Raw genomic sequence first — 12,097 nt, forward strand, 5'->3', positions numbered from 1 at the left:
CCGCTCATCCGTCCGGACCGAGGTGCGTTTCCCTCCCAGCGCGTCCGGTGACCAGCTCCGCGCATCCTCCACCAGATCACTCACGCACGGTCAACAAGTATGAACCCAAAGCGTTTCTGATCAATATCACCGACAGTCGACCTCTTGGCCGCGATCGAGGACCGGGCAGCAAGGAAGCCGCGCCGCAGTTCAGGCAGCCCCGTCAGAGGATGTTCCACCGGAACGCCAGATCGCCTTTCCGCAGTGCTTCCACCCGCCTCTGCACCTCAGCAAGGCTCGCTGGCGCGTGGTGAATCTTTCGGGCGTTGGTCGTGATCATGCGTAGTTCGCGCAGTCCAGCGAGTACCGGGTAGCCCGGCCAAGCGGTGACGTCCCAGCCATAGGCGTCGGCGAAGCGGCGGTAATGGTGCCGGCCGAAGCCGAAGCGGCGACAGTGCACCTCGATCGTGACGAGGTCCCATTCGGGTTGGCCGTAGGCGACCGTATCCCAGTCGCACAGGACCGCCCCGCCGTCCGGGGCGTGGAGGGCGTTCCGGTGCTGGGGGTCGCCTTGGATCAACCCTCGGGCCAGGGGGAAACGGATGTCTTGGAGCTCGGCTGCGAGGCGGTCCGTCTGCGCTTCCATGAATCGGATGGCGTCAGGCGGCAGGCATGTTATGGCGGACAGTGAGCGTCGAATGGCCCCGACGTTGTCGTGCTCGGGGAAGCAAAGCGGTGGCAGGGGCAAGTTGTGGAGCTCGCGAAGGGGCTGGGCCAGTTGCTGGGCCTCTACGAGCTGCTCGGGCTGGGGCAGGTAGGTCCAGAAGGTGACCGCGTGGCCGTCGACGAGGAGGGGCTGGTCGACGGGGTGGAGCGGAACGGTGGGGAAGCCCGCGGCCATGAGCCGCCTGACGAACTCGACCTTGCGGGTCACGTCTTCGACCCGGGAGCCCTTGCGGGCGATCTTCGCGACGACTTGTTCCTTCTCCAGCAGGACAACCGCGTTGGTGTGGCCGCGGAGGAGGCGGGAACCGAGGCTGTCGAGGCCGGCGGCAGCGCACGCCCGTTCCAGGATCCGGTGCATCTCGGCCTCGTCGTACCCGCCGGGGGCCGGCGCCATCTCTCTCATGCGTTCCAGGCTCGCGGACACATGGCCGAGTGTCACATCTGGCCGGGAGGAAGCGCGAGAATATCGCGCAATTCCCGCGCCACACGGCTGCCTCGAACGCGCGGCGGCAGGACTTCCACGACCTCCCGCGCCCGCTCCTCGACGATAGGGGTCCGATGCGCCGGATCCGTCCGCAGGAACGTGGCGGCCGCCAGTTGGCATGCTTCCTCGGTGCTGTGTTCGTGGGCGAGGCAGAGAGCTGCCTCGAAGTGGAGGAGGGCCGGGTCGATGCCGGTCTTTTCCGGGTACAGGGCGAGCGCGCTCTCCTGAACGCGTCGGGCTTCGACGGTCCGCCGGAGGGCGGTGAGGGTGCCGCTCATGTAAAGGAGGAAGCGCCGCTCGGGGAAGGCGAAGGCGTCGTTGCCCGTGTCCGCTCTGGCATGGCTTCGCTCGAAGATCTCGGTGGCCTGCCGAAGGGCGGCTTCCGCTCCCTCCGCGTGGCCAAGCTTCGCCAAGGCCCGTGCCTCGGCAGCCGAGGCGAAGGCGGCGGTGGGCGTGGGCCGGTTGCGGCAGATGATCCGTGCCTCTCTGGACAGGGCGACCGCGGCCTCGATCGGGCCGTAGTGGTAGGGGAGCATGGCGGCCTGTGCGCGGACGCGGGCGCGCAGCTCGGTGTTGCCGCTGTCGTCGGCCGCGTTGCGGGCGGTGGCGTACCAGGATTGCGCCCGGCGGAGGTGCCCGAGTTTCATCAGGGCGTCGGCGATCAGTGTGGCGATCATCGCTGTGAGTTCGGAGAGCCGGACCTGTACGGCGGCTGGCTGACGGTGGGCGGCCATGTCCTCCACCTCGGACAGGTGGCCCAGCAGAATCTCGATCATCGGCGCGGGCGGCGTGTAGACGTACTGTTCGCGTGCCCACAGCAGCTGCTCGTCGAGCAGGTCCAGTTGCGTGGGCGTCACCGTGCCCACCGCAAGGGTGCGGTCGACCGACCGCCGGGCGGCGTCGATCTGCTGCTCGAAGGAGAGGGGAACCGTGTCCGCCGCGCGTCGTGGGGCGACCGCGGGGGTGAGTGCCTGCTGGGATCTCCGTGCCGGCGCCCTCTCCTCAGCCGGAGGCTCGTCCGGCGAGGAGGACTGGCTGCTTCCGCGCAGTCCCAGGCCCTGGGCCGTGCTCGCGTAGAACTCGCACAACAGGTCCACGGTGACCGGGCGGGGCTGCCGACCCTTTTCCCAGTGACCCAGTTGATCACCGTCCGCCCGGGGTGCTGCTTCGTACCGCGCTCCGAGATCGTTGAGGCCGTCGGCGGCCTCCTGCAGGGTCAGTCCCCGCGCCAGGCGATGCGCGCGGAGCAGCGTCACACCGCAGTGGGCGTGGATCCGATGGGCGGTTTCCTGGACCGGCTCTCCACGGTCGGCGGCGTCCTCGCGTAACCGCTGCGCACAGGACGGACGGTGCGGCTTGTGGTCCAAGGCCCCTCCTCCAACTCGCCCTGCTCCTACTCCCGGCAGCGTATCGGTGAGGCACTCCCCCATCCGCGGGATCAGTGACTGATTCGACGGCCGGGCGACCGGATCAGTCACCCGCAAGCAAGAAGTGACTGATCGGCGAAGGGTGACTGTTGTTCGTCGATACCGGTGGGGCGAACCTTGCTGCTCCCAGAAGCCCGACGAACCGCTCGTCGGCCGGTGGCGTGGAACGCCCGGTCGCCGGGCCTGCGTTCGCCGCCGTCTCCCACCGCACCTTGCGGCGGGAAGGCGCGGCATTCGTCACCCACAGGGAGGTGGATCGATGACGTCCTCGCCGTACCACACGGTCCTGGCGGAGCTGGCCGACGGTCAGGGAATCGAGCGTGCGGCAATCGAGGTCGAGAGCACGCCGGCGTCGGTTCGTGACGCGCGGTCCTTCGTCCGGCAGCAGCTCTTCGGCTGGCGCTTCCCCGAGGCGGGGGACTTCACCGACGGGGTGGTACTGGCTGTCAGCGAGCTGGTCACCAACGCGGTGCTGCACGGCCGGATGCGGCCGACGGACGACAGCGAGCACGTCGGTATCGCGCTGGCCCTCAAGCCGGGCAGAGCGCTGGGTGTTCTGGTCACTGACAACTCCAACGAGGCGCCCATGGCGGCCGTTCGGCCTGCCCCGCATGCCACTTGTGGCCGCGGTCTGAAGCTCGTCGACGCGGTGGCCGACTACTGGACGGCAGCGCCGCGAAAAAACTCCCAAGGGGTCACCGGTAAGGGCGTGTGGGCCGTCTTCCGTTGCCCGGAGTCCGCTGGGCTCCTCTCCCGATCGGCGTGACAACCCATGTCGTCGAGAAACCTCCGGACCTGCCAACTTCCTGTGACACCGGGAGTCTTCATGCCGTGCGTACTCGACGAGCCGAGTGGCCGCCGGAAGGGTGCCCCGCTGCTCTCCATACGCCTACGGGCGCTCGCTGGCGTCGCTCCAGTAGGTCAGGGCGAGCATCTCACCGGGCCAGGCCGGCTGGCGGATCAGGCCTCGCGGGCCCATCTGCTGGAAGTACGGGGCGAGGTCCAGAACGGGGGTGCCGTCGACCGCGTCGAGGTCGGTGACGTGAAGGTCTCGGCCGTCGACGTCGAGCAGGCGCGGGAAGCTGATCGCGAGCTGGTTGGGGCGGCGGTGGTTGCGGTGCACGAAGGTACCGGTCGCCGGCCATCGGGCGTCGCCGCGCGGGCTGCGGGCGTGCAACTGCACGTCTTCGGGGCGCGCCCGGTGAAAGCGCCAAGTCACGGTGAGGTGCGAAAACTCCTCGATGCCCTGGAGGGTCTCCAGCGGGTACTCGTCGTTGAGCCGGATGACCGAGCGGACGCCGCCCTGGTAGTCGTCCAGGACCTGGGTATGACCTCCGACGACCGTGGCGATCGAGCTGACCTCGTAGCTGGGCACCGTTTTTCCCTCTCCATCCCTCTGACTACCGGCACGGCCGGACGCCTCGCAGCAGGACGCCGACGTGATCGGGTGTCAGCTTATGGCTCGCAGCATCTCCCGGGCGCGGCGGTCAAGCTCCGCGATGTGACGGCCGCCGCGGCCGCGCACGGGAGACAGGTCACTCCGCATGCGGACGATGACGTCCCGGGCCCGTCCGGACTGCACTCCGGTCATAGCGTCCAGAGCACGGCTCCAGGTCGCGCACGCCTCGTCGACGTGGCCCTGCTGCACCTGTACGGCACCGAGGTAGCCGAGGGTCACGCTGTGGGTGCGGGCGTACTGGCGGCGGCGGGTGGCGACGCTGCGCTTGAAGTGGATCTCCGCGTCGAGCGGCTGGCCCAGATCGCGCAGGGCACAGGCTGTCTCGTGGGCAAGGGAGGCTTCCTGGAAGAAGCCCACGCGGCCCGGCGCCTCGTTGTTGTCGGCTCGAGCGAGGTCCCGTTCCGCGCGGCTGATGGCCGCGAGGGTTGCGGGGCGGTCACCGTCGGCCGCCAGGGCTCGTGCGTGGACGATCGCGAGCAGGGCTTTCTCCCGGGGGCTCGCCTGGCCGTAGCGGTCGCGGGACATGGAGGCGTCAGCCAGGGCGAATGCCCTACGCGGATGCCCGAGGTCCACGGCTTGGTGGGCGAGGGCGCGCAGGATGTGGCCGCCGAGCGGTCCGTCGCCGGCTTCGGCCGCGACGCGGGCGGCGAGGGTGAGGTAGCGCTGGGCGGTGCGGTGTTCGGAGGCGTCGAAAGCCATCCAGCCGGCGAGGTAGGTCATCTCCGCCACGGCCGAGTACGTGTCGCGGCGGAGCTGTTCCGTGCGGAACCTGCTGCCGAGCAGGGGCACCGCTTCGTCGCGAAGGTGGCCGGCCAGGGCCGAGCGGCCGGAGGCTCCGCCGCGCTGCTGGTCTCGCGCGGAGTAGAAAGTCGTCAAGCCCCGGACATCGTCGATGTCGGCCTGGGTCACCGGCCACGGGGAGACCGTCGGCCGCTTCGCCGCGGCGGCGGGGGCGGCTGCCCACCACGAGGCAGTGGGCAAGGCGAGGCCGGCGGCCGAGTACGCGGCGGTCGCCAGCAGCTTACGTCGGTGCATATCGAGGTCGTCGCTTCCCAGCTCGGCCAGCATGGTCAGAGGGTCGACGCTCCAGTCGGAACCGCTGTCGGTTTGGCTTGTGGCTTCACCTTCCAGCCCGAGGTCGGCCAGAGTGAGGTGGCGGCCGAGTCTACGGGACAGCGTCTCGCGCAGGATATGAGGTGCCTGGCCGCTCGGTTGTGTGCCCTGCACCCACATGGCGATGTGCGAGCGGGAGATCGCCTCCAGCTCACGCACCCCGCTCTCCGCGGCTACCCGGGCGACCGCTGCGGCTGCTTGTGGCTGGGACCAGCCAGCTTCGCGCAGAAGTGCGGCGAGGGCTTCGTTTCGCGCACGGGCCATGGGCTGCCCCTCGGTTCCGAAATGATCTTTGACGCCTTTGACGGCCTCGGAAGTCGCGCAGGCATACCCCTCGGCGGCGATTCACGGTTCGCTCAACGTAGCGGCCAGATCACTCAGTTTGCACGACAACCGACGCCGTCGCACGGCAGACCTCAGTCAACTTGGCTTGATTCGAACAGGAGTTGTGTCATGCGCCTTGCGTTGGCTCCACGGCAGGCGGACGGTCAGCGCGCCGCGCCCAACAGGAAGGTTCGCGTCGCTGACGAGCCGGTCCGGCGGCGCAATCAAGCGGTGGCCGCGGCGGAGACGGTGGCGCTCGTGCTGGACGAGGAATCACCGCTGCCGGAGACCGCCGCTGACGTGGAAGACCTCGCGAGGCGTCTGCGGGGTCACATCCACCGACTCGGCGTCATGGTGCCGAAGGAGACACCGGTGCTGCGCCACGCCCAGCAGCTCGGCTCGGCGGGGGTCCCCGACGGCTATGTGCCCAGCAGGGTGTACCTGGTCCAACTCGCCAAGGCGACCCAGGAACTCACCGCGACAGTGGAGACCTGCGGCAGCGACCGTGCGAAGCAGCAGGGGGAACGGCCTCGGTGGACACCTCGAATCAACGTCCTGCGTGGCGCGGTCTTCGCCCTCGCACTCGCCTGCCTCGTCCTGGCTGCCTCCGTACCGCGGGCATGACCGTCACCGGAGCGGTTCTGATCGCCCTGGTCCTCGGTCCCACAGCGTGGCTGGTTCTCCGCGGTGACCGCGCCATCAGTCCCCGCAAGTCGGCGAGGAAACCTCACCGGCGCAGATCGAGTCGCCGCCGCGACGGTGCCCCGCCTCACCGACAGTTCACCGGCCGCCCCTCACGGCCTTGAAGCCCACCCCGTTCGCGGGGCTCAACGGAGATCTACACGATGAAACGCCTTCCGCGTATCGAGCAGTACGGCCTGATCGGCGACACGCAGACCAGCGCCCACGTCTGCGACGACGGTTCGATCGACTGGCTGTGCCTGCCCCGCTTCGACTCGCCAGCCGTCTTCGCCGACCTGCTTGGCACACAGGAACACGGCACCTGGCAGATCGCCCCGGCCTCGTCCGTAGGCCGGTCCGGCTCCGGGAAAGTGGCTGAGCGCCGGTACCGCGGTGACTCGCTCGTTCTCGAATCGCTGTGGTGTACCCCGACTGGTTCGGTCCGGGTCCTGGATTTCATGCCGCCACGCGACGGGGCACCGCAGGTGATCCGGATCATCGAGGGACTGGCTGGCGAGATGGAGATGGTCTCTGCCATGCGTCCGCGTCCGGGATACGGCAGCGTCAGCCCGTGGATCCACGAGGTCGGCGGACGTATGGTCGCGGAGGCCGGCGCGGACGCTCTATGGCTCGACACCTGCGTCCCGCAGGTCGAGAAGGACGGCGTCGTCGTCAGCGCCTTCACCGTCACCGCCGGACAGAGTATGGCGTTCGTACTCAGCTGGTGCCCGTCCCACGCAGCCGCACCGGACGTTCCCAACTCGGAGACCGCGCTCGCCGAGACGCTCACCTTCTGGCAGGACTGGGTACAGGAGTGCGCCTACGACGGGCCCTACCGCGAGGCTGTGATCCGTTCCTTGATCGTGCTGAAGGCGATGACCTATGGGCCGAGCGGTGGGATCGTCGCGGCGCCGACCACGTCGCTGCCCGAGGAAATCGGCGGCCGGCGGAACTGGGACTACCGCTTCGCCTGGCTACGCGACGCCGCCACAACGCTGGCCGCGTTGCTGGGGACCGGGTACCGGCAGGAGGCGCAGGCGTGGCGGCGATGGCTGCTGCGGGCCGTGGCCGGGGATCCGGAGAACCTGCAGATCATGTACGGGATCACCGGGGAGCGTGATCTGCGGGAGCGGGAGCTTCCCTGGCTTCCTGGGTACGAGGGTTCGGCCCCAGTGCGGGTCGGCAATGAGGCTGCGGACCAGCTCCAGCTGGACGTGTACGGCGAGGTGATCGAGACCCTCTACCTCGCGCACCAGAGCGGTGTCGCCCACTGCGCCGACACTGCGGTCCTGCACCGGCGGCTCATCGAACATCTGGCGCAGCGCTGGCAGGAGCCCGACGAAGGGATCTGGGAGATTCGCGGGGCACGCCGGCACTTCGTCCACTCCAAGGTGATGGCCTGGGTGGCGGTCGACCGCACCATCCGCCTGGCCGAGGCCGGCGCGCTCGACGTGGACTCGGCCTCTCTGGTCGAGCTGCGGGCGGCGATCCACCGCGAGGTCTGCGCCAAGGGCTTCGATCCGGTGCGCAACACGTTCACCCAGTCCTACGGCTCGCAAGAATTGGACGCCGCGACGCTGCTGATCCCCCGGGTCGGTTTCCTGCCGCCCAGCGACCCGCGCGTCGTCGGCACCGTGGACGCGGTACGCCGTGAGCTTTCCACCCCTGACGGGCTCGTGCGCCGGTACCCCACCCTCGGCGACCGCACCGGGGTGGACGGCCTCAAGGGCGATGAGGGCGCCTTCCTCCTCTGCTCCTTCTGGCTCGTCGACGGCCTGGCCCTGACCGGCCGCATCGACGAGGCCCGTGCCCTGTTCGAGGGCCTCTTGGAACTGCGCAACGACCTCGGACTCCTGGCGGAGGAGTACGACCCCGTCCAGCGGCGCCAGCTCGGGAACTTCCCGCAGGCGTTCAGCCACATGGGGCTGATCGAGAGCGCCCGGCTCCTTCAGGTCCTGACGGCGGGACCTGCCCACCGCCACGGCCCGGTCTCGGTGCCAGCGCCGCGCTCGGCCGCCTCCAGCACGCGCACGACCAGCCCCGACCTGACGCCGCAGCACGCCACCCACGCCTGACGAGGATCCTCATGCCTGACAGCGCCTTCCCGGCACGGCCGGCCGCTACCGACCACCGCCGACGGCGGCCTCCGGTCGACGCGATCACGCTGCACCGTGCCCGCCGCGCCGTGGCCGTGCCCCTGGTACTCCTTGGCACATTGCTGGTAGCCGCCTTCGCCCTCCGGTCGGTCTCCGCGGTGGGCTCCGGCTGGCTCCTGACCGGTCTGGTCTGTGGACTGGGTGGGGTCGCAGCCATCGCGGCTCGCCAGGCACGCACCTTCGCCCAAGCCGTGCAGACGGCAGCAGAGGAAGCCCAGGCGGCAGCGCAGACGGCCGTGGAGGGGGCCCGGGCAGCGGCGCTGGCGACCGTGGCGGAGGCGGCGGCGGCCGTCGAGAAGTCGGTGCAGTGGTCGGCGGACGAGCTGTGCCGCGGTGGGCGCCCCACGCTGCAGGACCCACAGACGCCGCCACCGGCCGGCGCGAACGACGGCATCAACAACGCGCTGGGTGCACTGCAGGTGCAGGCCATCGCCTCCCTGATACGCGTCCACGACGAGTCCCAGTCCGTCGTCCTGCTGGAAGTTCTGCGCCGCCTGGCCATGCGCGAGCACGCCCTGGTCGGCAAGGCACTCCAGGCGCTGAGTCGGCTGGAGATGCTGACCGACGACCCGGAGCTGCTGGCCAAGATCTTCGAGATCGATCACCTCGTGACGCGGATGCGGCGTCAGGTGGAGAGCACGGCGGTGCTGGGCGGGCAGTCCCTGCGCAGCACACGTCAGCCCGTGCCCGTCACCACCACGCTGCGCGGGGCGGTCTCCGAGGTCGTGCAGTATCCGCGCGTGGCCGTCGCCGCCGGGTCCGTAGGCGCCGAGCTCGGCCTCCCCGGCCATGTGGGTCCGGACCTCACTCACCTGCTGGCAGAGCTGATCGAGAACGCCTGTGAGAGCTCCGACCCGGCGACGAAGGTGATGGTGCGTGCACAGCGGGTCGCGAACGGACTGGCGGTCGAGGTCGAGGACCGGGCCATGCCCATGCACCCGCAGACGCGGGCACAGATGAACCACCTCCTGAAGGCGCCGAGCGAAGTCGACGTGAGCGGCCAGGTGCGGGCCGGGCAGCTTGGGCTGCTGGTCGCGGCGAAGATCGCCGAATCGCACGGCTTCTCCGTCGTGCTGCAGGAGAACGCAACCGGAGGCACCACCGCCCTCGTCGTCATCCCCGGGCGACTCCTCGTCGCGATTCCCCCCGTCGAGGACGCCGGCATGCCCGCGGGGCAGCCTCGATCCGCCCTTCCGCCGGTGCGGCAGACCACCGCAGCCCCGGCAGCTCCTTCTCCAGGCCATGCCACCCGCCCCGGTCCCCCTGGCACGCCAAGCCCCGCTGCGGCAGGTCATTCGGGGAGCGTGCCCGCCCTACCAACCCGCACCCGTCAGGCCGGCGCGTTCCGACCACCCCGCGAGCAAGCGCCCGTGGCCGCGCCGACGCCGGGGCTGGCCGCCGCCTTCCGTTCCGGCATCCAGGCCGGCGGCACCACCCCCTCTCCCCCTGCTCCGGACGAGCACCCCAACCCCTGAACCATTCACGGCCCCCATTCCTGCAGGCCCACTCCCACGCGTCGGGCCCTTCCCCCTTCTGGAGCGATCCCTATGAGCACCCACCACGAGACCGGCACCGTGACCGGCGTGTCCGCGCCCGAGAACAGCCCGAGCGGCCAGCGGGACAACATGGCCTGGCTGCTGCGTCAGTTCGCCGGCGACACCCCGGGCGTCACGCACGCCGTCCTGCTGTCACGGGACGGGCTGCGTCTGCTGGACAGCGACGTGGACAAGGACTGGGCGGACGAGCTGTCGGCCGCCATCAGCGGCGTCGCCTCTCTCGCCTCGAACATCACCGGCCCCAGCCACAAGAAGCGGCCGGCCCGGCAAATCATCATCGAGCGGGACGACTGCCTCTACTTCGTCCAGAGCGCCGGGTGCAGCGCCGCCTTCGACAACCGCCCCGGCAACGAGCGCGGTGAGGTGGAGACGATCCTCGTCGTCGTCGCCACCACGGACGCTGACGCAGGCTCCGTGGGCTTCGAGATGGGCCGCCTCGTGGCGAAGTTCGCCCCCTACATGAAGATCCCCGTCCGGGTCGGCGCGAGCGGCGACGTCCGGTGACCGGGCACGGCCGCGCGGCCGAGGAATCGACGTTCGTGCGGACCTACACCCTGACGCGCGGGCGCACCAAGCCGAGGCATCTGCTCGGTCTGGACACGGTGCTGGAAGCGGGGTCGGGCCGGGCCGGCCCGGCACAGGCCGAGGAGTGCGCGGAGATCCTCGCACTGTGCCGGGCACACCGACGGTCGGTGACCGAACTGGCGGGCCGCCTCGGCCGACCGGTCACCGCCGTCAAGGTCCTCGTCTCCGACCTGCTGGACGCCGACGCCCTGGTCGTCCCCGTCACCGCCCCCTATGCCGCATCCGGCTCGGACTCGGATGCGGGCCCCTCCACCCAGCTGCTGGCGGCCGTTTCCGCCGGCCTGAAGAGGAAGTTCCCCAATGCCACCCGCTACCCCCAGGCCGGATGACTCCCGCGTGCTCCTGCGTCCTTCACCGCGCCCGCCCGCCGGCACCGCGCCGATCGTGCTGAAAATCCTGATCGCCGGGGGCTTCGGCGCGGGCAAGACCACCGCCGTGGGCGCCGTCAGCGAGATCACGCCGCTGAGCACCGAGGAGTACCTGACCGAGGCCGGCGCGGACGTGGACAGCCTGGCCGGCCTGGAGGCCAAGCGGACCACCACGGTCGCCTTCGACTTCGGCCGCCTGAGCCTGCCCGACGCGCCCATGCCCCTTGAGCTCTTCCTGTTCGGCACGCCGGGCCAGGACCGATTCGTCGACCTCTGGTACGACCTGGCCCGCGGCGCCGTCGGGGCGGTCGTCCTGGTCGACACCCGCCGTCTGGAGAGCAGCTTCACCCCCGTCAGCTTCTTCGAGGACATCGGCCTGCCCTTCGTCGTCGCCGTCAACCACTTCGACGGCGCACACCGCTACCACCCCGAGCAGGTCCGCACCGCCCTCGAACTCCCCGCATCCGTACCGGTGGTCGCCTGCGACGCCCGCGACCGCAACCACGTCGCCGGCGTCCTGCTCACCCTCGTCGGCCACGCCGAGACCCGCACCTCCGCCGGGCGCGGTTACTCCGCACCCACCACCCTCCAGGAAGCCTGATGTCTCAGCACCCCTACCGCACGCCGCAGGCTGCACCGCCCGCGCAGTCTCTTCCGCGACGCGACATGCGGGAGGCCGCACGCGGCCCCTTCACCCCGCCGGACACCGCCCTCCCCAGCCAGTCGGCCCAGCAGGCGCCGGAGCTGGCGCAGCGCTACGAACTGCTGCACCGCCTGGGCGTTCCCACCACGGCCGACGAGGACTTCGACGACCTGGCCCGGGACATGGCCACACAGGCCGGGTTCCTCTACGGGTTCGTCAACCTCTTCCTGGAGCAGCAGACCTTCGTCGGGCTGCACCAGCCTCCGGCGGACAGCGGGTTCGTGATCGTCGGGCGCACCATGAGCCGCGACCACGGCTGGTGCCCGGAAGTCATGGCGCGCCGGAAGGCCCTGCCGCTGCACGACGTGCACGCCAGCCCGCGCTTCAGCGGCAACGCGGTGGTCGACGCCGTCGGGATCCGGTCCTACTTCGGCGCCCCGCTCATCCACGCCAGCGGCACCGTACTGGGCACGGTGTGCGTCATCGACCCCGAGAAGCGGCCCCTGGCCGAAGCCCGCCGTCTGCGGGACATCGTCATCAACGCCAGTGTGCAGGTGATGGACCACATCGCCCGCGCCCCCGCCCGCTAAGCCGTT

General features: G+C 70.2%; 13 protein-coding genes. 9 read left to right on the forward strand and 4 right to left on the reverse strand.

What is annotated here, in order from left to right:
* Window positions 1–202 precede the first annotated feature (202 nt).
* Window positions 203–1,108: a phosphotransferase gene (locus ACGFQC_RS13625; RefSeq protein WP_363087881.1), complete on the reverse strand. Its 906-nt coding sequence runs from the start codon at window positions 1,106–1,108 to the stop codon at window positions 203–205.
* 32 nt (window positions 1,109–1,140) lie between these two features.
* Window positions 1,141–2,286 carry an XRE family transcriptional regulator gene (locus ACGFQC_RS13630; RefSeq protein ID WP_363087880.1) on the reverse strand — a complete coding sequence of 382 codons (1,146 nt, stop codon included), beginning with the start codon at window positions 2,284–2,286 and terminating at the stop codon, window positions 1,141–1,143.
* 33 nt (window positions 2,287–2,319) lie between these two features.
* On the opposite strand from ACGFQC_RS13630, the gene ACGFQC_RS13635 reads away from it, so the two are divergent.
* Together ACGFQC_RS13635 and ACGFQC_RS13640 are read left to right on the forward strand one after the other, a co-directional pair.
* Window positions 2,320–2,517, forward strand: coding sequence for a hypothetical protein (locus ACGFQC_RS13635; protein ID WP_363087879.1), 198 nt, complete (start codon window positions 2,320–2,322; stop codon window positions 2,515–2,517).
* Between the two features lie 358 nt (window positions 2,518–2,875).
* Complete coding sequence (locus ACGFQC_RS13640) at window positions 2,876–3,382, forward strand: ATP-binding protein (RefSeq protein ID WP_363087878.1); 507 nt, start codon at window positions 2,876–2,878, stop codon at window positions 3,380–3,382.
* Window positions 3,383–3,505: 123 nt separating this feature from the next.
* Here the strand turns inward: ACGFQC_RS13640 and ACGFQC_RS13645 are convergent, their stop codons facing one another.
* Window positions 3,506–3,991, reverse strand: a complete 486-nt coding sequence (locus ACGFQC_RS13645) for an SAM-dependent methyltransferase (protein WP_363087877.1) — start codon at window positions 3,989–3,991, stop codon at window positions 3,506–3,508.
* A 75-nt stretch (window positions 3,992–4,066) separates the two neighbouring features.
* Window positions 4,067–5,452, reverse strand: coding sequence for a Tat pathway signal protein (locus ACGFQC_RS13650; RefSeq protein WP_363087876.1), 1,386 nt, complete (start codon window positions 5,450–5,452; stop codon window positions 4,067–4,069).
* A gap of 189 nt (window positions 5,453–5,641) precedes the next feature.
* Here ACGFQC_RS13650 and ACGFQC_RS13655 point away from each other — a divergent pair, with 189 nt between their 5' ends.
* From ACGFQC_RS13655 to ACGFQC_RS13685, 7 genes are all read left to right on the forward strand, one after another.
* On the forward strand, window positions 5,642–6,136 hold the full coding sequence (locus tag ACGFQC_RS13655; RefSeq protein WP_363087875.1) for a DUF6415 family natural product biosynthesis protein: 495 nt from the start codon (window positions 5,642–5,644) through the stop codon (window positions 6,134–6,136).
* A 221-nt stretch (window positions 6,137–6,357) separates the two neighbouring features.
* Entirely contained in the window at window positions 6,358–8,268 is a 1,911-nt protein-coding gene (locus ACGFQC_RS13660; protein ID WP_363087874.1) for a glycoside hydrolase family 15 protein, read from the forward strand.
* Window positions 8,269–8,279: 11 nt separating this feature from the next.
* A complete protein-coding gene (locus tag ACGFQC_RS13665; RefSeq protein WP_363087873.1) occupies window positions 8,280–9,824 on the forward strand; it encodes an ATP-binding protein in 1,545 nt (514 codons plus the stop codon).
* Between the two features lie 72 nt (window positions 9,825–9,896).
* Window positions 9,897–10,409, forward strand: coding sequence for a roadblock/LC7 domain-containing protein (locus ACGFQC_RS13670; protein ID WP_363087872.1), 513 nt, complete (start codon window positions 9,897–9,899; stop codon window positions 10,407–10,409).
* Window positions 10,406–10,819, forward strand: coding sequence for a DUF742 domain-containing protein (locus tag ACGFQC_RS13675; RefSeq protein WP_363087871.1), 414 nt, complete (start codon window positions 10,406–10,408; stop codon window positions 10,817–10,819). Before ACGFQC_RS13670 ends, ACGFQC_RS13675 begins: the two co-directional genes overlap by 4 nt.
* Window positions 10,820–10,874: 55 nt before the next feature.
* Window positions 10,875–11,459 (forward strand): ATP/GTP-binding protein, encoded by a 585-nt coding sequence (locus tag ACGFQC_RS13680; RefSeq protein WP_363087870.1) that lies wholly within the window; start codon window positions 10,875–10,877, stop codon window positions 11,457–11,459.
* Window positions 11,459–12,091 (forward strand): GAF domain-containing protein, encoded by a 633-nt coding sequence (locus ACGFQC_RS13685; protein ID WP_363087869.1) that lies wholly within the window; start codon window positions 11,459–11,461, stop codon window positions 12,089–12,091. Before ACGFQC_RS13680 ends, ACGFQC_RS13685 begins: the two co-directional genes overlap by 1 nt.
* The last annotated feature ends 6 nt before the right edge of the window (window positions 12,092–12,097 follow it).

Source organism: Streptomyces sp. NPDC048734, assembly GCF_043198675.1.
Lineage (GTDB): Bacteria > Actinomycetota > Actinomycetes > Streptomycetales > Streptomycetaceae > Streptomyces.